Origin of the sequence: Vibrio sp. Isolate24, from assembly GCF_022398215.1 — a bacterium.
Classification (GTDB): Bacteria; Pseudomonadota; Gammaproteobacteria; order Enterobacterales; family Vibrionaceae; genus Vibrio; species Vibrio coralliilyticus_A.
In genome coordinates this window covers 452311-469019 of sequence record NZ_JAKEUU010000002.1, presented here as the reverse complement: position 1 = coordinate 469019, position 16709 = coordinate 452311, and the positions used below count along the sequence as shown (strand labels likewise).

The following is a 16709-nucleotide window of genomic DNA, read 5'->3' as shown; positions in this document are numbered from 1 at the left end:
CAGATTGAACGCTTTCACAGTTATTGTACGCTGACGTCTTTCTCACGAATTTGCTGGCTGTTGATATGCGCTGCCGCTTTTCTAGCAGCCGATTCTATATGCGTAAGATCAGCTTCCGTTTGAATAGAGAGATATTGGTGGCCTCTGAAATCTAAATCAAAATACCGAGCGGTCATCACAAATGGTTCAATAAAACACGATGGACACGTAGATTGATAACCCGTAGAAATGACCGACATGCTTTTTCCTGCCCATCGCCGACCTAAAAGCTTGTCGTTCTCCGTCAAGTCCGACAACCTGTCAAAAAACACTTTCATCTGAGCTGACATCGAATACCAGTACACAGGGGACGCCCAAACTATATGTTCTGCATCCACCAATGTATGCATCAACTCAAGAAAATCATCGGATTCGTTCCGATGTTTGTAGTCGTAATATGTGATGTCATAATCTGACAAGTCAAACACGCGCCCCCCGGAAACCGCAGCAACAGCTTCAGCGAATTGATGTGTATTGCCATCTGCCTTTGACGAACCAAGTACAATCGCGATTCGCATATCTCGATCTAATTTTACATGCTCTAAATTGCCCATTACGCCTCCCAAACCTGACGCTGCAATACAACGCGGTAACCATCGATGTCTTCAAAAGTACATCCAACGTTTTCCCAATAAGGATTGAATGAGGTCACTTTCTGAAAACCCGCATCGAGCATATTCTGACAGCAACGCTTCCAATCACTTTCGTCGGGTACGTAAAACACCAGTAAGTTATCTTGACTTGGTGCAGGCGCAACATGGCTGCCGTAGTGGTGTGTAAATTCTAAATGATAGGGATGAGCTGGATGACCGATGATGGTTCCGCTAAAACCTTCATGGTCGGTAAAGCTGCTCAGCAATTCAAAGCCTAAGCCGTTGATATACATATTGGTGAGAGTATCTAATTCGTTCGTTGGTCGAGCGACACGCAATGTTGAGTTCCTTGGGATCATAGTTGCTCCTTATCAAAATCCTGTGCTCAGCGATGGCCCATCTCTGGGCCTCCTTGAAACTAAGAAAACGCAGGATAAAACCTCAACCTAACTTGAGATCAAGAACCAATTTCTTAGATGCACCTTGTTTACGAAAGAGTCCAAATTGCTCACTCGGCCTCTAAAGACTCTGTGTCACTTTTCCATTCCCTGCAATCCCGAAATGCACTATGCTAAGGCCGCCCATAACAATGGGTACTTAATACATATATTTATTCTCAGGGCGGGGCGAAATTCCCCACCGGCGGTATATCTTTAACAAGATGAGCCCGCGAGCGCTCGATTCGTCGAGGTCAGCAGATCTGGTGAGATGCCAGAGCCGACGGTTATAGTCCGGATGAGAGAGAATTGATGCACACCAGATGTTTCATTGCGAAACGCTGGTGCATTTTGCGTTGTCTTCTATCCCATATTGCCCTGATTCTGGTAAACAATAAGGAAACACCATGAATCAGACATCTTTACTTGCCGAATTTGGCACTCCTATCGACCGCGTCAACGCGGCTCTTGATGCTCTAAAGCGCGGACAAGGCGTTTTATTACTTGATGATGAAAACAGAGAAAATGAAGGTGACTTAATTTACTCTGCTGAACATCTCACACCCCAGCAAATGGCACTAATGATTCGAGAATGCAGCGGGATTGTCTGCCTGTGCTTAACGGATGACAAAGCCACTCAACTCGATTTACCGCCTATGGTTAGCCGTAACGACAGTGCGAATCAGACGGCATTCACAGTTTCAATTGAAGCTAAAAAAGGCGTTACCACCGGCGTCTCAGCCCATGACCGCGTCACCACTATCCAGACCGCTATTGCGCCAGATGCAAAGCCGCAGGATTTGGCGCGCCCTGGGCATGTATTTCCCTTACGTGCACGCTCTGGTGGCGTTTTAAGTCGCCGCGGCCACACAGAAGGAACGGTCGACTTAATGACTCTAGCGGGCTTAGCTCCTTCTGGCGTTCTATGTGAAGTAACAAACCCTGATGGCACCATGGCTCGCGCTCCACAGATTGTTGAGTTCGCACGAGAGCATGGGATGCCGGTATTAACGATCGAAGACATCGTCGCCTATCGACTACAAAACACCAGCGCTTTAGCCAGCTGATCGTAAGGAGTAACGCCTATGTTTACAGGAATTGTCTCCTCCATCGCGACGATCCAACGGATTGACGATCGCGGAGGAATTCGAACCTTTGAGCAGTTTCTCGCTGCGCAAGGCAGCAGTCTCAATGCTCTGACTCATACAACAGCACGTCCTCTGCAACGACCTTAAGCTTTATGCCGCGTCATCGCTTAGCAACGGCGCGGCATTATTACTGATTTATCAAGAGTCTTACCCTGCTCTTTTAAGTTACACCACTCTTTAGCAGTAGATCATAACCTGCAAGAAAAGGCACAACATTGGAGGAGACAATCTATTTAGACAAAGGTGAAGTCTAGAAATCAGACACTATGATACAGATCACTTATGAATATTGAGTTTTCTATAATAATTAGCTTTCAATATTAATCTCAATTCATATAACACCAAGGAAGGATTCAAATGAATAAGGGAATCATAGTCGCAGCTTGCCTTGCCAGCCTAGCCGCGTGCAGTAGCTCAAACCAACTGACTGTTTTTGACGGACTAACCTACACCGCCAAAAACGAAGGAGGGATTAACGACCCGATACGTTTTTATCCTCTGCAAACGACTCAAATAAGCCTAGATGGCCAGCTCACTTATCAGATTGGAGATTTGTGCTATTCAGACAGAAACCGCTCGCCAATGACTTCAAACTGTTTTAACCAATCATCAGGTAGTAACCCAGTCAACGCAACGGTAATTCAACATGAGTATAAATCGGATAGCGAAGATCCAATCGCGATTTCAACCCTCGCCTTTAACCTCAACCAGGCCCTCACAAACGCTACATTAAATTTAGCCACATGTAACGAAGAAGAATGCCAAAAAGCGCTCACTTCAAGTAGTAAGAGCATCAATAAAGCCGCCAATACTCTTCAGGAAGAATTGAATAGAACAAACGTAAGGGTCTACAACTGGAGTGATACTATCAAGCATTCCGCCGACAGCGGTTCGGAAAGCCTAAAAGCCTCAGGAGAATCCGCCACTCAGGGGATCACCATCGTTAATGGCTACAGCATCAACGAACTCAAGATCTCATGTATCAACAGCAAAGCGATTACTGCAAGCAAATCGGATCATTTGAAAGTCGTTACTAAAACCATTGCCGCTGATTCTATTTCTTTCATCAACACCCAATCAAAAATATCAGAACTCGCCGCAACGTTGAATACCGAAGAACTAGCGAAAGACCTAAAAGGGTTCTCGAAAGAACTTCTAGCTTTGGAACTTTCATTAAAATCCGCCAGTACAATCTCTAGCATGGGAATGCTAAAAAAAACTAAGACTACCGTAGAACCAAAGACAGAGGCCAACACTTCAACTTACCTAGCCGTACTTACCGATCTTGAAGATTTAAAGGAACATTTTCCAGAGTGCGAATAGTGATACCAGTGATCTGCCAGTATTAAATTGACAGATCACTCCCCAATCGATGACATGTAAGCCTCATAATCTTGACCATGAGTAAGATAAATTTGTTTTAGTTCACCAGACTGGATAAGTTGTGGCATATGGGTATCAAACATCTCAATGAGCTTGTTTGATGACTCGGTGTTAGAAAATACGACGTAAAGTTTCTCCCCTTTCTTGACAACTTCAGTAACAAACGCGTCTGTCACTAACAATTCTGAGCTAGCCATGCTTGATGGATAATCTATTAAAGCACTCACTCTGCCCTTTTTTAGAAGTTTCATCCCTTGCTCGGCGCTGTCTACCTCTACCAATTCAAGCGGAATATCTTTAAGGAAGCCCTTCTCAAAACCATAACCCCGAACCCATGCGACTTTCTTATTTACCAATGATGAAAGCTGCAGCTCTTCCCAATCAAGCGAGCCTCGAGCAAATGCAACAATTACATCTTCTTCCACACTAAGGTGCCATTGTGGATATAGAAACGCATCCGCGTTTGGATAAAAGTAATCGCCCAAATAAGCGCTGGCTTCCTGTTTTCGGACAAGATGCTTGGCTCGTTTCCATGGCAATACTTCTAGGGAAAGGGGAACATTCAAAGGTTGAAAAACGGCTTTAATAATCTCCCAGTAAAAGCCTGTACCGTCGCTGTTGGTGTAGCCGGACCATTCTTGGCTAACTATCTTAATTCGTTCACTATCACTGGCGTAGGAAACTGAAGTAACCATCAGTAGTCCCACACTAACAAGCCAAGACTTCAACCTCATTCGCAAACCTTACCTTTATCAATCCTTCTAAATAGAGTCTAGTCCAGCAGATATAACAGAGGCTTGCGAATTTGGCTCACCCACGTGCAACAAGGTCTTTGCTAAATGCCTCTAATAAAAAGTCGATAAAGACCTTTTTACGCTTCGGCATTAGTTGCCTATCTGCGTAGACCAAACTCACAAGCACTTCTGGCATTTGATACTCAGGTAGCAGTTGTATAAGTCGCCCGTTAGCAAAGTGCTCTCGGCAAATGAATTCAGGTAGTACTGCAATGCCAAGCCCGTCCAGACAGGCTTTCAGACAGGCGGTAATGGTGTTGACTCGTAATCGGTGTGGCAGGTCAATTTGCAAGGAGTCTCCGTCTTCCGGGATCAAATGCCATTTAGGTAACCTCACCGCGCGGTTAAATACCTCAACCATTTGATGCGGTGGAATTAAGTCACGATGAGACTCAATTCCTCCATGCTCCTCAAGATATTCTGGGCTGGCAACCAATACACGCTGTGATTTTGTCAGTGGACGAGAAACCAAAGCAGAGTCTTCTAATTCACCAATTTGCGCGTACAAATCAATGCCTTCAGCGATGATGTCGACTTCTCGATTCGACAGCTCAAGGTTTATGGTGACGCAGGGGTATTCTTTGAGAAAAGCGTTGATGTATGAGCCCATGATTTGATGACCCAACTCTACCGGCAACACCACATTTAAAGGCCCACGAATCAAATCCTGATTGGCAGAGACTTCGAGCTCAGCCTGATTCATAATCTCCAGCATTTGCAGGCTGGATTGATAAAACCGCTCACCTTCCGGTGTTAATACTAAACTTCTCGTTGAACGCGTGATCAAGCGCACACCTAGATGCTTTTCCAGCTCAACTAACTTTCGGCTCACAGTTGACTTGGTCATATTTAGTGCATCCGCTGCATGAGTAAAACTCCCACAATCAACAACTTGTGCGAAAACGGTAATCGCATTCAAATCCATCTCATCACCTTACGCTTCAATTAGTTAAATTTTTGCAACAGTGTTTCTCTTTTTTCCTATCTTATCAATCAATCCAGATTATTTACAATTTGTAACATCCGCCGTAGATGAAAACTGAATACGAGAAAAATAATGACAGATACACATACTGATACTAAGCCAGCAAAAACCAGAAAAGCCCCTCTTATCGCGACAGCCATTATGCTTTCACTGGGTTTGCTGGGCAGTGGATACTGGTTTGGATACGGTCAGTACTTCGAATCCACCGACAACGCCTACCTTCAGGGAGAGATCACCACGATTAGCCCTAAAGTGGCTGGCTACATTGAACACTCTTTTGTCAATGACAACCAAAAAGTCAAAAAAGGCGATCTGTTAGTCCAAATTGACGACCGTGACTACCGCACTGCTCTCGAACAAGCGAAAGCACACCTCACCGTCACACAGTCCAGTGTAGAGAATTTAAAAGCACAGCAAACCTTGCAACAAAGCCAAATCCATCAAGCAGAAAGCCGCGTCGATTCAGCAAAAGCGGAATATGATCGCGCTGTTCAGCAAGTACAACGTTCACGCAGCCTTCTTAAACGCAACTACGCTTCGCAAGATGAAGTCGACAACATGCTGGTTCAACAAAAAGTCACTCAGGCCGAGCTGGATGAAGCGAAAGCGAGTCTGGTTGCTGCTCACGATCAGCTCACGGTCATCGATAGCGACATTAAACAAGCTCAGGCATCCATTGTTGAGTCTCAAACAGCCGTCGAGCAAGCTCAGCTCAACCTCGACTACACCAAAATCTATGCGCCGGTAGATGGTATCGTAGGCAAGCGCAGTGTGCGTGAAGGTCTGTTGGTTCAAGCTGGTACACCATTAATGAGCTTGGTGCCGACGAGTGACGTCTGGATAGAAGCTAACTTCAAAGAGACTCAGTTGAGCGGCATTCATCAGGGACAAAAAGTTGAGATCGAGCTGGATGCCTTTCCAGGCCAACCATTAGAAGGCATCGTAGACAGCTTTTCACCTGCCACTGGCGCTAAATTTGCGCTATTGCCTCCGGAGAACGCGACAGGTAACTTCACCAAGATTGTTCAGCGCGTACCAGTTAAAATCACCATCCCCGACCAACAAGCATTGAAAGGCCGATTACTACCGGGGTTATCAGTTGTGGCAACCATTGATACCAGAGGTTAATCCATGTCGGAAGCAACCTTAAACTCACCTGCCGTTCAAGAGAATGAAGTGTCAACACGCCACTGGATCGCTTTATTTGGTGGCTTGATCGGCGCCTTCATGGCTATTCTCGACATTCAGATCACCAACTCGTCGCTGAAAGACATACAAGGTGCCTTGTCTGCGACTCTGGATGAGAGCTCATGGATTTCGACATCCTATTTAGTCGCGGAGATGATTGCTATCCCACTCAGTGGCTGGTTGTCTAAAGCCCTAGGCAAGCGTCGTTACCTGACTTGGACAACAGCAATCTTCACACTGTCATCACTGCTTTGCTCTTTTTCATGGAACATGACCTCGATGATCGTCTTCCGTGCAATGCAAGGTTTTAGTGGCGGTGCATTAATTCCTCTCGCCTTCTCTCTGGTTATTCAGCTACTTCCGATTAACAAGCGAGCCGTCGGTATGGCGTTGTTCGGTGTTACCGCTACGTTTGCTCCGTCCATTGGTCCAACGTTTGGTGGCTGGCTAACGGAAAATCTTTCCTGGCACTACATCTTTTATATCAATATTCCACCAGCGCTCCTGGTGATTACAATGATTCGCTATGGATTGGATGACGAGAAGCTCAGCCTAAATACCCTCCAAAAAGCCGATTGGTTCGGCATTGCGACTATGGCGTTAGGTTTGGGCTGTCTCGAAGTAGTATTGGAAGAAGGAAACCGTGAGGAGTGGTTCAGCTCTAGCTTTATCATCACGCTAAGCATTATCTCCGCCGTGAGTTTAGTGTACTTCGTTATCAATGAGTTACAGCACAAGAAACCACTAGTGAACTTGAGATTACTGCGTGATGGGCAATTTGCCATGTCGTGTATTGCTTATCTGATTTTGGGCATGGCCTTACTAGGTTCAATCTATGTGCTGCCTCTCTACCTAACTCAGATCCAGCAATACAACGCGATGGAGATTGGTGAAGTCCTGATGTGGATGGGCTTTCCTCAGCTCCTGATCTTTCCACTGGTTCCGAAGCTGACTCAAATCATCAAGCCTAAGTACTTAGTCACCTTTGGCTTCGCGATGTTTGGTTTGAGTTGCTATGTTAATACTCACATGACGATAGATTTTAGTGGTCACCAGTTGATTCTGTCGATGATCCTACGTGCTATTGGCAGCCCGTTCATTATGGTGCCGTTATCTCTGGTCGCGATGAAAAACATCAGCAAGCTAGACACTCCAGATGCCTCAACACTGACCAATGTTATGCGTAACCTTGGCGGTGCTTTTAGTATTGCTATCATTGCGACCTTGCTCGACAACAAGACCCGTGAACACCTCGCACATATTAAAGAATCTCTGCCGTCGGTGAGTACATTAGGTTGGGACACGCTGCACCAGCAGCAAGCCTTCTTTATGCAATCTGGAAGTGACGCCGCAACAGCCTTGATGCAAGCTGAAGCCAGTTTACTCAGTACCATGCAACGCGACGCCGCGATCATGGCCTACAACGACGTCTTCTTGATGATGACCGCTTTTCTAGCGTTAGCAGCGGTACTCATTCTTAATATGAAGAACTAAATTCATAGCGAAGGTACAAATCTGGGCGCGACGTTACCAAGTCACTTCACGCCCATTTTCCACCACGAAGCCTGAACTTAGAACCGTTGTCATAACCAATATGTTTTTGGGCTCGACAGAAAAACTCTCTGATAAGGCTTTTGCCAACCCCAACTGTAGCGCGCTCACTGACTTTTCTGACCAGACTGACGGTAAGAAAAGGTTGGCAATGATTTGGTACGACTTTCCCTCTTGCCGCTCAGCCCGAACAAAATTAATGGTCATATCTGTGGTAGGCTGCTCAGACAAACTGCCCCAGCGCTCAATAACTTCACCGGTCTCTGCTTTGGAAACCAAATCCGACAAAATTGTGCAATGTGCTATTGGCATATCAACTCCCTGCTTTTTCCGATTTAAACAGATACAGGGCGAACAATGACACACCAATTTCCAGCATGAGATAGAAATGCATCGTGCTGTTGGCTTCACCATCGCTTACCAAGCCGATGATTCTCCCTGTCGCCATACTCGCATTGACAAAGATAACAGCCAGCAAGCCTACAGTGAGTGTTGACGGCTTTTGCGAAAGCAGGAACAGGATAAGCGCGACACCGACAGACATACCCCCATAGGTTGCCCGCATATCAACCAGCATGGATGCAGAAGTCGCATATCCACCAGTCGCATGGCTAAGCATACTGTTCGGGGCAATAGCGAACGCCAGACCATAGAAAAAGAATACGGCAGAAGTCAGTAGAATGAGGCCTTTTGACATAGATAAGATTCCTCTACCTCTAAAACACTAGTTTGGCTTAACCTGAGCGAGCTTGAGATATGAGTGTAGATCACCGTTTTTGTATTCGATGGCAGAAGAGGTAACAATGCCTCAGCTTGGTTCATAGTCCCCCTCCTAACTAACAAAGATGATGATTCACTCGTTTGAATTCTTCTATCGCTCGCTTATCTGCCTCAATCGAAACTGAATCTGATTCAAGCTTTTCCCAACTTACGCTCTCTGCTTCCAATGCTTTAATCTCACCTTGCCACTCACTAACTACGTAATAATGCAGTAGCTGTAGCTCAGAGGTGGGATGGTAAAGAGAACACAAGTAATGGTACTGATTTGCAGTAATATCTAATTCTTCTTTTAGCTCACGGCACAGGGCTTGTGGCTGAGTTTCGCCATCTTCTATATGTCCACCGGGAATACAGGTTAAGCCAGGGTCACTCGCTTTATGTATCGATCTCTTTTCTAGCAGTATTTGGTTGTTATCCACTAAAAGAAATGACACACATTCAAAAGGCTGCATTAATTACACTCCCTGTATTTATCATTTTTTCATGTTTAGCTTGCCATTGTTTTGATGTGTTTTTTCACTTTTTTCAATGCCATACGCTGCTTTAATGGAGAAAGATAGTCGATAAACAGATTACCTGCCAAGTGATCGATTTCATGCTGCATGACAATCGCAAGAAAATCATCACTTTCAATCCTCACAGGTTCGCCGTGTCTATCTAGAGCTTCAACGACAACAGATGTGTAACGCTCAACATCAGCATAATAATCCGGGACGGATAAACACCCTTCTTGTCCCATCGCTCGATTCTTACCCTCTACTACTTCTGGATTCACTAATATCAGTGGCTGATCGCGGCTCTCCGACAGGTCAATAATCACGATAGCCTCACGGTGGCCAACTTGAGTTGCCGCCAAACCAATTCCATTACTTGTCGCGTAGAGTGTTTCCAGCATGTCATCGATTAGGGTCTGAACGGATTGAATGTCCGATACTTTTTCAGCTTTTATCTTTAGCTTTGGATCTGGTGCGGTAAGAATCTTTAAGACAGCCATTAGGTTCCTTATGTGAAAATTAGATTGCGCAAATAACCTATCATTTAGGCTATATAAGTCACTGTAAACAATGAATATATACGGAAACGCTCAAAGTTATTAGCTTTGAGCGTTTCTTCTAACAGATTGAGTGACGACAAACCGAGACTTAGAGCGTCATATGCAAAATTGGAAATGGTTTTCCCATATCATCAACAGGTGAGCGCGACTCAACATGGAACCCCATGTGTTTATAAAAGTCGACCGCGATTGGGTTTTGCTCATTCACATCTACTTTGTTTACACCAAGATGCTTAATGGCATATTGCAATAATGCTTTCCCCACTCCCTTGCCTCTCGCGGCGTCTAACACAAACAGCATTTCTACTTTTGCTTCATGAACACCCACAAAGCCGAGAATGTTGCCGGTTTCGTTTTTTATACACTTCAGTGTGACGGCCGGAAAAGCTTGTTCAATGATAATAGGTTTAAAAAACTCAATATCTTCTTCTGTTATGAAGTCATGAGTCGCTCGGACTGAGTTTTCCCAAACATCCAGCATCTCTGCGAAATTTTCAGGAAGCACATTTTCTACATTCATAATGAGTCACTTAATTCGTAAGTTGTATCCATGTGCAGCCGCGAATGCGGATCCTAACAACCGCGAGAAACAAAGTATAGATTGGAGAAAGGAAATGACAGGATGCTAGCTTTTCGCTTCCAGATTCAACCCAAGTTCACTTTGCTTACGTTTACTCAAACCTGAAGCCACCAGCCGATAAGACTCTCGCAGGTAGTACACCAGCTCTTCATCGAGTTCACCTGACGTTTCCACTTGCTGAATCCATTTCATACCCCGATTCGCAAAGTAAGGCGCAGGAATATACCCATCATGATCGCTGAGAAAATCAAAATTTAGCGCGGAGGTTTTAAACGTAAATGCGGGTTTGTCCGATTTGCCCCAACCGCCGATAGCAAATACCTTGCCTCCTACTTTCCAAACATGAGAATCCCCCCATTGCACAATATGGGTAGTCGCGGGAAGCTCAGAACAAAACTGATTAAACTGCTCGTAAGTCATGCTTATCTCTTCAGTCACTTATTGATAGAGGTTAACGAGAGCTTAGCGCATCAAGAACAAATCGTGATCGTTGTTCAACGGTACCTGTCGGTACTTCCGTTAAGGTGTAGCCAAACAATTGAGACTTAGCGAAAAACTAATGGTACAGCAATGAGGTGTTATCAAGAAAGAAGTGAAATCTGAGAAGAGCTACCTTGAAGAGTTTAGGCGGGATAATTTTATCCCGCCCAGTAAGAAAAGTCAGTCGATTACGAAGCGCTTACCACCAAGCTTCTACCTGCATACCAACACTGATTTCTGTGTCCTTACCTGTACCAAAAGCATTATCATTTTCTGCATCATTCAGATAAGTAGCAAATACGCGAATCTCAGGTCGAGACCAAAAACCCGCTTTAGGTACCCAAGCCTGTGCAACAGTAAACTTGCTACCTGCACTGTCTACGTTATTAATCTTTTCTGAGAAACCACCAATTTCCAGAATGGTACGCATTCTATCTGTCCATTTGTATAGCGGACGAACTACCACGCTGAGTGTGGAATCATCCGTCGCAGTACCATCCACATCTGTGGCTGCGGCATAACGGATAGAGTGACCAAATTCAATTTTGTCTCCAACAGAAATAACACCCCAGTTGATCAGGCGGTAACCTTTCGCATCGTTGTTTGCAGCATCACGAACCAGACCATTACCGTGACCAAATGTCGTCATTTGCTCCGCGTAACCAGAGTTCGCTAACTGTAGGATTGTTTTGTTGAAACCATTGTCCAGTGATTGCTGAAGGCTTGCCGTAAACATCAGGCTGTTGTCGGCATCCAGTGACTGACCACTACGTTCGTTGCCCGCGTGATAATCCAAGCCGACTTCCAGATCTGCATTTTCCCACATTGGGATGCCAGCGTATCGAACATCGGCAATAACAGCCGTCGTTTCCTGACCATCATCTAAGTCGTCAGCCACAGTATCTTGTAGAAGCGCAACGGACAACTTACCCGGCCCCATATTAATGTGTTCAACACCACCACCGATACCGCTGACGTCCCAGTAGTAGTTATCTACGATATGAACGTCGTGACGTTGGTAGTAACGCTCACCCGCCCAGATAGTAATGTCTTTATCTTCAAATAAACCTGTTGCCTGAACGTTCAGCTGTGCTAACTCAACACTGCGATCTTTGGAGTTTTCATCTTGCCCTTCCCAGTATTTAAGCATCGAGTCAACCACAAAGGAGACTTCGTCTTCTGCATAGACTTCTTTTTTCAGGCCAAACTCACCATACAGATCATCTTCGTTACCAAGACGACCGACCTTGTTCACTTCCCATTTGCTGTTAGAACCGCCCTCATTACTTAGCCCGACTCCACCACGCATGTAGCCGTAAAATTCGACGGGAGAAGTGGCGGCTAACGTGCTGGTTGATAGAATGGCAACAGAAAGTGCACTGGCAATAGGTAATAGTTTCATAATTCTTTCCTTGTAGCGTAAAGCTCAATTGATTCACTCAAGTTTGTATATTTTATGATTTATGGGAACAATCCCATGGGATCGATCCCATCCTGAAGTGATAAGTAGACCAAGGAAAGCAATCACTGTAATTATTGTGATCACCTTAACTATTAGAAATATTAATAAGTGAGCTAGTTATCGGTTTGACAATAGAGCGGCTGAATAAGAAAACCGCTCAAATTCATTCAAAGAGAAATAGAGGACAATGGAGAAACCAAGGAGAAAAACCAATTAAGCATTGATTTTAAATAGAAAAGTTTAAAGCAAGTGAATACTATTTGTGCTCAACAAAAATAAGCCGGTTCGTGTCAAACCCTTTCTCTTTGGCCATAGCAACAAACTTGTTGATGACATCTTGCTCTACTGAAGCGGTGCGAGCTAACAACCATAGGTAATTATTATTAGGCCCAGACACAAAGGCGTAATCGTAATTTTCTTTCTCAAGCTCAAAAACAATGTATGAGCCATAAAATGGCCCAAAGAATGACACTTTTAGATAGCCTTGATCTGCGCTTCGAACAAAATACGCCTTGCCTTCCGCTTCTTTCCATTCGCTAAGCTCTTCGGAAAAACCGCGGTTAATCACTTTAATGCCCCCATCATGTTTTAAGCGATACTCTGCGGTAACTTGGCTGAGCCCTTTCTCGAAAGAGTGATCGAGCCTTGCAATCTCATACCATTTTCCCAAATACCTATCGATTTTAAAGCCTTGTACAGGTTTCACATCTTTCGGCATTCCTAAACAGCCGCTGATAAAAAGTACCGCTAGCAAAAAAATTACTCTGTTCATCATATCTCGCAGTCGTCTATAACCTTGGTGTAAAAATCACAAACCTTTTAGTGCCAATAAAGGATCACTTAGATATGAAAGGGAATAGGATTAAAAAGTTCACATGATACATTCTTGTGACAATTTGGCTTGTTCAACCCCATTCTCAATCAAAGCGATAGCATCTTCACTATTCACCGACGACAACAATTGATCTACTAGTTCAGAAGCGGTGGTTTCAGAGGAAGTTTCAACCAAACAGCTGTATGCATTTGCAATATGCTCCTTAGCTTGGGTCAAAGCTTCTGGATTATCAAAATCAACGCTAATGGCCTCCTCTATAGATGTCGCCATTTCTTTAGCAGACTCAGTTGCAGCGCCAAGCTGATCAAGGTTTAACTTATCCAAGTCAATTGACTCCACTTGCTGCTGAATATCATCCACCGCTTTATTGGCGGCTTCTTGCGCTTGATCGATGGCTTTCGTTGCATCATCACAACCAATTAGAGCCCCTAGCATCACAATTAAGCTCACTGTTTTCTTCATGAATAACCTTTTTAGCCTTGTATGTTGTTAGACAATCTTAAAACAACATGAATCTCGAGCAAACAGGAATAAGGTAACGGATTGTTGATGAGCTTTTCTCCAAGTAATGCGTTTAATCCATGGTCGGATTAAGCCTTCTTAACAAATTGCGCCGTTACCATCATTTCCCCTGCTCCATCGACTTTACAGTCCAGTTGATGATCCTTGCCATCGACAATACGTCGAATCACTGCTTTCGTACCAATTTTTAAGACCAGTGAGCTTCCCTTCACCTTAAGGTCTTTCGCTAATGTCACCTTATCCCCTTCAGCGAGGAGTGTGCCATTGGCATCTTTCACATGCAAAGTTTCAGCTTCCAATACTTCGGCTGGATTCCACTCATAAGCACACTCAGGACAAATCAGATGATCTTGGTCTTGATAAACATACTCAGATTGGCAATTAGGACATGGGGGAAATGACATATTAAAAGACTTCTCTACAATTATTTTTCAATATGATACTGCGAGTTTTAGCTCTAAGCGAGCCATTACCTTTAACAACGAAAAGGCTTTTTAAGTACCCCAAAAGGGGGATATTTAACACATTGATAGTCTCTGAGATGCTTATTTTACAAGCCAGTCCAGAATAGCTCTACTCGAATACCACTTGGGTCGTAACACATAAGATGTTTGGCTGGGCCGGATTTAACAAGCTCAGGACCAAACTCAACCTCAATCCCTGATTTGAGGAACTGCTCTCGTAATTGATCTAATTGCCCTTCACTTTCAACAAGCAAGGCTAAATGATGTAAGCCGACATTCGTTTTTCGGTCAAACGGAGTAGGGTTAGCAACCTGGGAGGACCATAGCGTCAGCATGATATTGCCATCACTAACAAATATGGCTGGATAATCGGGGTTCCTCTTTACTTCATTCCAACCTAAGTGCTCAATAAAAAACTGAGCACTGGCTTCTAAGTCAGATACGGTTAATCCTACGTGATGTATACCTTTGGTTAATGCTGCCATTTCATTTCCTTATTATGTAAGTTATTGATGAGAAATCATAAAACAACAAAAATTTGCAACAACACACATATTTAAATCAAGTCATTCAATATTTTCGAACAAAGAAATAAACGCTAGCCAGTAAAAAGAGCGCCAACAGGCGCTCTCTATTTAAGTGAAAAGCCCTTAGGCAACTTCTGTCTCTTCTTGGTTCCGCTCATCTACTGGCTCAATCTCAGCATCTCTTAGCTTTTGAATGAGCACAGGCAGATCATTACGATAAAAGCTGGCATTGTAGCCTTGAGCAGCAGATGGTAGAGACTGAACAAACTGACACAATGGCTCGCATGTCACAGTGACATCATCACTATTATTAGGGACGAGCAACACCTTTTCATTAACCGTCAATAACACGCTTTCTAATGACTGTTCGTAATGTTCTACATTTTCAGGCGTTATCGGCTGAAAAACAAAAAAATAGTTCGGCAATCGAATCATCGTGCTCTCATCCTGCTTGGACAAGGCTCCAGAAAACATCCATTGCTGAGCTTCTGACTTGAATCGCTTTTTCATTTTTTCGACACGCACGGTCAGTGCTTTTTTCGCATCTTGTGCTTCCTTTTTCCGTTTAGCTTCAAAATAGAAGTACAAGGCAAAGAGGGTTAATAAAACAAAAAGGAGCGTAATAAGAATAAAAAAAGGCATGATAATTAGCTTAAAACTAGGTACTGAGTATCTGAAAAATAAAAGGAATTATATAGAATGATTCCACTTGGAATCAAAGGTTATTACTCAATTGGTAACATAAAGAGGATATACATAGATAACCAGTATCCAACCACTTCATTTCTTCATGAACAGCTCTACATGTGAACGTCACTTCAAGTACAACATTCTTAATCTTCACAATAAGCCAAAAATCACACTTTTCTGTTCACGGAAGTCGCTATAAAGGTACAGGTCTAAACGAACCGAAGATGATTCAATGCCTGAGAAAAGCCCGTTTCTTAGAGAGGTATGTGAGTATATGAGGTTAAGTGGCTACAGCATTCGTACTGAGAAATCGTATCTGTACTGGATTCGTTCGTTTATTTTCTTTCACGATAAACGACACCCTCAAGATATGAGCGCATATGAAGTAACTCAATTCCTATCCTACCTCGCGAACTCTCGTAATGTGGCCGTAAATACACAAAAGGTGGCACTTAATGCGCTGGTTTTCCTCTATCAGAGCTATTTAAAAATTGATTTAGGGGATTTGGGGTTTAGCTTAGCCAGTAAGCAGAGACAGTTACCGATTGTATTGACGCCGAGTGAAATTAAGCAAATCCTTTCTTATCTAGATGGAAAAGAAAAACTGATTATTGAATTACTTTATGGAAGTGGGTTAAGAATCTCAGAGTGCCTAAGGCTTCGGGTACAAGATATCGATTTAAACAACTTGTCTATTACCGTGAGGGATGGAAAAGGCAAGAAAGACCGTCAGACATTACTCAGCCATCAGTGTGTTAGTCAGTTACACCAACAAATAGATGCAGCTAAAAAGTTACAGCTAGCTGACAACCAGCATGGTATTGGCCCATCTTTACCAAATGCACTGCATAGAAAGTATCCTAACGCGTTTCAACAACTCGGCTGGATGTTTATCTTCCCCTCACCTTCTATTTCTCACAACCCACACAATCACCGCCCTTCTAGGCACCACCTTCACAGCAGTGTCGTTAGAAAAACCTTGAGTCGAGCTGTAGCTAAAGCCGATATCAACAAAAAGGTATCATGCCATACATTTCGCCATAGCTTTGCGACACACCTACTGCAGGCTGGCAGAGACATTCGCAGTGTTCAAGAGCTGTTGGGTCATAACGACGTTAAGACGACACAGATCTACACCCATGTGATAGGCCAGCACTACGCGGGCACAATAAGCCCATTAGATCACCTCAACTAGTT

22 protein-coding genes and 1 riboswitch are annotated in these 16709 nt (G+C 43.9%); of the genes, 6 read left to right on the top strand and 16 right to left on the bottom strand.

All coding sequences use genetic code 11. The annotated features are described in order from the left end of the window. Positions 1 to 20: 20 nt before the first annotated feature. Together L1D23_RS10395 and L1D23_RS10390 are read right to left on the bottom strand one after the other, a co-directional pair. On the bottom strand, positions 21 to 557 hold the full coding sequence (locus L1D23_RS10395) for an NAD(P)H-dependent oxidoreductase (protein ID WP_239866049.1): 537 nt from the start codon (positions 555 to 557) through the stop codon (positions 21 to 23). Positions 558 to 592: 35 nt separating this feature from the next. Further along, positions 593 to 991: a VOC family protein gene (locus L1D23_RS10390; RefSeq protein WP_239866048.1), complete on the bottom strand. Its 399-nt coding sequence runs from the start codon at positions 989 to 991 to the stop codon at positions 593 to 595. A 249-nt stretch (positions 992 to 1240) separates the two neighbouring features. Then, positions 1241 to 1383: riboswitch (FMN riboswitch) on the top strand. Positions 1384 to 1476: 93 nt separating this feature from the next. Here L1D23_RS10390 and ribB point away from each other — a divergent pair. The 3 genes from ribB to L1D23_RS10375 all read left to right on the top strand — a co-directional run bounded on the left by ribB (position 1477) and on the right by L1D23_RS10375 (position 3540). Then, positions 1477 to 2136 (top strand): 3,4-dihydroxy-2-butanone-4-phosphate synthase, encoded by a 660-nt coding sequence (gene ribB, locus L1D23_RS10385; protein WP_019274638.1) that lies wholly within the window; start codon positions 1477 to 1479, stop codon positions 2134 to 2136. 18 nt (positions 2137 to 2154) lie between these two features. Continuing rightward, positions 2155 to 2304, top strand: coding sequence for a hypothetical protein (locus tag L1D23_RS10380; RefSeq protein ID WP_239866047.1), 150 nt, complete (start codon positions 2155 to 2157; stop codon positions 2302 to 2304). A gap of 270 nt (positions 2305 to 2574) precedes the next feature. Beyond that, positions 2575 to 3540 (top strand): hypothetical protein, encoded by a 966-nt coding sequence (locus tag L1D23_RS10375; RefSeq protein ID WP_239866046.1) that lies wholly within the window; start codon positions 2575 to 2577, stop codon positions 3538 to 3540. A 35-nt stretch (positions 3541 to 3575) separates the two neighbouring features. Here the strand turns inward: L1D23_RS10375 and L1D23_RS10370 are convergent, their stop codons facing one another. Both L1D23_RS10370 and L1D23_RS10365 read right to left on the bottom strand, forming a co-directional pair. Then, a complete protein-coding gene (locus L1D23_RS10370) occupies positions 3576 to 4295 on the bottom strand; it encodes a transporter substrate-binding domain-containing protein (protein WP_239866045.1) in 720 nt (239 codons plus the stop codon). A 115-nt stretch (positions 4296 to 4410) separates the two neighbouring features. Continuing rightward, on the bottom strand, positions 4411 to 5319 hold the full coding sequence (locus tag L1D23_RS10365; RefSeq protein WP_239866044.1) for a LysR family transcriptional regulator: 909 nt from the start codon (positions 5317 to 5319) through the stop codon (positions 4411 to 4413). 132 nt (positions 5320 to 5451) lie between these two features. Between L1D23_RS10365 and L1D23_RS10360 the strand changes: the two genes are divergently transcribed. Both L1D23_RS10360 and L1D23_RS10355 read left to right on the top strand, forming a co-directional pair. Further along, positions 5452 to 6507: an HlyD family secretion protein gene (locus L1D23_RS10360; RefSeq protein WP_239866043.1), complete on the top strand. Its 1056-nt coding sequence runs from the start codon at positions 5452 to 5454 to the stop codon at positions 6505 to 6507. Positions 6508 to 6510: 3 nt separating this feature from the next. Beyond that, a complete protein-coding gene (locus L1D23_RS10355; RefSeq protein ID WP_239866042.1) occupies positions 6511 to 8061 on the top strand; it encodes a DHA2 family efflux MFS transporter permease subunit in 1551 nt (516 codons plus the stop codon). Between the two features lie 33 nt (positions 8062 to 8094). Here L1D23_RS10355 and L1D23_RS10350 read toward each other — a convergent pair whose 3' ends face one another. From L1D23_RS10350 to L1D23_RS10295, 12 genes are all read right to left on the bottom strand, one after another. Then, positions 8095 to 8430 (bottom strand): hypothetical protein, encoded by a 336-nt coding sequence (locus L1D23_RS10350; RefSeq protein ID WP_239866041.1) that lies wholly within the window; start codon positions 8428 to 8430, stop codon positions 8095 to 8097. Between the two features lies 1 nt (position 8431). Next, a complete protein-coding gene (locus tag L1D23_RS10345) occupies positions 8432 to 8815 on the bottom strand; it encodes a DUF4345 domain-containing protein (RefSeq protein WP_239866039.1) in 384 nt (127 codons plus the stop codon). A 139-nt stretch (positions 8816 to 8954) separates the two neighbouring features. Next, positions 8955 to 9350 carry an NUDIX domain-containing protein gene (locus L1D23_RS10340; protein ID WP_038510990.1) on the bottom strand — a complete coding sequence of 132 codons (396 nt, stop codon included), beginning with the start codon at positions 9348 to 9350 and terminating at the stop codon, positions 8955 to 8957. 35 nt (positions 9351 to 9385) lie between these two features. Further along, positions 9386 to 9892: a peptide deformylase gene (def, locus tag L1D23_RS10335; protein WP_006962566.1), complete on the bottom strand. Its 507-nt coding sequence runs from the start codon at positions 9890 to 9892 to the stop codon at positions 9386 to 9388. A 148-nt stretch (positions 9893 to 10040) separates the two neighbouring features. Further along, positions 10041 to 10472 (bottom strand): GNAT family N-acetyltransferase, encoded by a 432-nt coding sequence (locus L1D23_RS10330; protein WP_065741652.1) that lies wholly within the window; start codon positions 10470 to 10472, stop codon positions 10041 to 10043. A gap of 105 nt (positions 10473 to 10577) precedes the next feature. Then, the gene (locus tag L1D23_RS10325; RefSeq protein WP_239866037.1) at positions 10578 to 10952 is read right to left on the bottom strand and encodes an MmcQ/YjbR family DNA-binding protein; all 375 of its coding nucleotides are present in this window, start codon (positions 10950 to 10952) and stop codon (positions 10578 to 10580) included. A 259-nt stretch (positions 10953 to 11211) separates the two neighbouring features. Beyond that, positions 11212 to 12414: a maltoporin LamB gene (gene lamB, locus L1D23_RS10320; RefSeq protein ID WP_239866035.1), complete on the bottom strand. Its 1203-nt coding sequence runs from the start codon at positions 12412 to 12414 to the stop codon at positions 11212 to 11214. A gap of 316 nt (positions 12415 to 12730) precedes the next feature. Next, positions 12731 to 13246, bottom strand: a complete 516-nt coding sequence (locus L1D23_RS10315; protein ID WP_239866769.1) for a lipocalin family protein — start codon at positions 13244 to 13246, stop codon at positions 12731 to 12733. Positions 13247 to 13345: 99 nt separating this feature from the next. Beyond that, the gene (locus tag L1D23_RS10310) at positions 13346 to 13771 is read right to left on the bottom strand and encodes a hypothetical protein (RefSeq protein ID WP_239866033.1); all 426 of its coding nucleotides are present in this window, start codon (positions 13769 to 13771) and stop codon (positions 13346 to 13348) included. Between the two features lie 128 nt (positions 13772 to 13899). Then, positions 13900 to 14235 (bottom strand): zinc ribbon domain-containing protein YjdM, encoded by a 336-nt coding sequence (locus L1D23_RS10305; protein WP_239866031.1) that lies wholly within the window; start codon positions 14233 to 14235, stop codon positions 13900 to 13902. Positions 14236 to 14381: 146 nt separating this feature from the next. After that, on the bottom strand, positions 14382 to 14780 hold the full coding sequence (locus tag L1D23_RS10300) for a VOC family protein (protein WP_239866029.1): 399 nt from the start codon (positions 14778 to 14780) through the stop codon (positions 14382 to 14384). 165 nt (positions 14781 to 14945) lie between these two features. Further along, complete coding sequence (locus L1D23_RS10295; RefSeq protein WP_239866027.1) at positions 14946 to 15464, bottom strand: hypothetical protein; 519 nt, start codon at positions 15462 to 15464, stop codon at positions 14946 to 14948. 280 nt (positions 15465 to 15744) lie between these two features. Between L1D23_RS10295 and L1D23_RS10290 the strand changes: the two genes are divergently transcribed. Next, positions 15745 to 16707 (top strand): integron integrase, encoded by a 963-nt coding sequence (locus tag L1D23_RS10290; protein WP_239866026.1) that lies wholly within the window; start codon positions 15745 to 15747, stop codon positions 16705 to 16707. The last annotated feature ends 2 nt before the right edge of the window (positions 16708 to 16709 follow it).

What these genes read in the sequence shown, in the direction of transcription:
- L1D23_RS10395 (WP_239866049.1), bottom strand. Translation starts at nt 557, where the DNA reads ATGCGAATCGCGATTGTACTTGGTTCGTCAAAGGCAGATGGCAATACA.
- L1D23_RS10345 (WP_239866039.1), bottom strand. Translation starts at nt 8,815, where the DNA reads ATGTCAAAAGGCCTCATTCTACTGACTTCTGCCGTATTCTTTTTCTAT.
- L1D23_RS10365 (WP_239866044.1), bottom strand. Translation starts at nt 5,319, where the DNA reads ATGGATTTGAATGCGATTACCGTTTTCGCACAAGTTGTTGATTGTGGG.
- L1D23_RS10350 (WP_239866041.1), bottom strand. Translation starts at nt 8,430, where the DNA reads ATGCCAATAGCACATTGCACAATTTTGTCGGATTTGGTTTCCAAAGCA.
- ribB (WP_019274638.1), top strand. Translation starts at nt 1,477, where the DNA reads ATGAATCAGACATCTTTACTTGCCGAATTTGGCACTCCTATCGACCGC.
- lamB (WP_239866035.1), bottom strand. Translation starts at nt 12,414, where the DNA reads ATGAAACTATTACCTATTGCCAGTGCACTTTCTGTTGCCATTCTATCA.
- L1D23_RS10300 (WP_239866029.1), bottom strand. Translation starts at nt 14,780, where the DNA reads ATGGCAGCATTAACCAAAGGTATACATCACGTAGGATTAACCGTATCT.
- L1D23_RS10390 (WP_239866048.1), bottom strand. Translation starts at nt 991, where the DNA reads ATGATCCCAAGGAACTCAACATTGCGTGTCGCTCGACCAACGAACGAA.
- L1D23_RS10370 (WP_239866045.1), bottom strand. Translation starts at nt 4,295, where the DNA reads ATGGTTACTTCAGTTTCCTACGCCAGTGATAGTGAACGAATTAAGATA.
- L1D23_RS10355 (WP_239866042.1), top strand. Translation starts at nt 6,511, where the DNA reads ATGTCGGAAGCAACCTTAAACTCACCTGCCGTTCAAGAGAATGAAGTG.
- L1D23_RS10380 (WP_239866047.1), top strand. Translation starts at nt 2,155, where the DNA reads ATGTTTACAGGAATTGTCTCCTCCATCGCGACGATCCAACGGATTGAC.
- def (WP_006962566.1), bottom strand. Translation starts at nt 9,892, where the DNA reads ATGGCTGTCTTAAAGATTCTTACCGCACCAGATCCAAAGCTAAAGATA.
- L1D23_RS10325 (WP_239866037.1), bottom strand. Translation starts at nt 10,952, where the DNA reads ATGACTTACGAGCAGTTTAATCAGTTTTGTTCTGAGCTTCCCGCGACT.
- L1D23_RS10310 (WP_239866033.1), bottom strand. Translation starts at nt 13,771, where the DNA reads ATGAAGAAAACAGTGAGCTTAATTGTGATGCTAGGGGCTCTAATTGGT.
- L1D23_RS10315 (WP_239866769.1), bottom strand. Translation starts at nt 13,246, where the DNA reads ATGAACAGAGTAATTTTTTTGCTAGCGGTACTTTTTATCAGCGGCTGT.
- L1D23_RS10330 (WP_065741652.1), bottom strand. Translation starts at nt 10,472, where the DNA reads ATGAATGTAGAAAATGTGCTTCCTGAAAATTTCGCAGAGATGCTGGAT.
- L1D23_RS10295 (WP_239866027.1), bottom strand. Translation starts at nt 15,464, where the DNA reads ATGCCTTTTTTTATTCTTATTACGCTCCTTTTTGTTTTATTAACCCTC.
- L1D23_RS10360 (WP_239866043.1), top strand. Translation starts at nt 5,452, where the DNA reads ATGACAGATACACATACTGATACTAAGCCAGCAAAAACCAGAAAAGCC.
- L1D23_RS10290 (WP_239866026.1), top strand. Translation starts at nt 15,745, where the DNA reads ATGCCTGAGAAAAGCCCGTTTCTTAGAGAGGTATGTGAGTATATGAGG.
- L1D23_RS10305 (WP_239866031.1), bottom strand. Translation starts at nt 14,235, where the DNA reads ATGTCATTTCCCCCATGTCCTAATTGCCAATCTGAGTATGTTTATCAA.
- L1D23_RS10340 (WP_038510990.1), bottom strand. Translation starts at nt 9,350, where the DNA reads ATGCAGCCTTTTGAATGTGTGTCATTTCTTTTAGTGGATAACAACCAA.
- L1D23_RS10375 (WP_239866046.1), top strand. Translation starts at nt 2,575, where the DNA reads ATGAATAAGGGAATCATAGTCGCAGCTTGCCTTGCCAGCCTAGCCGCG.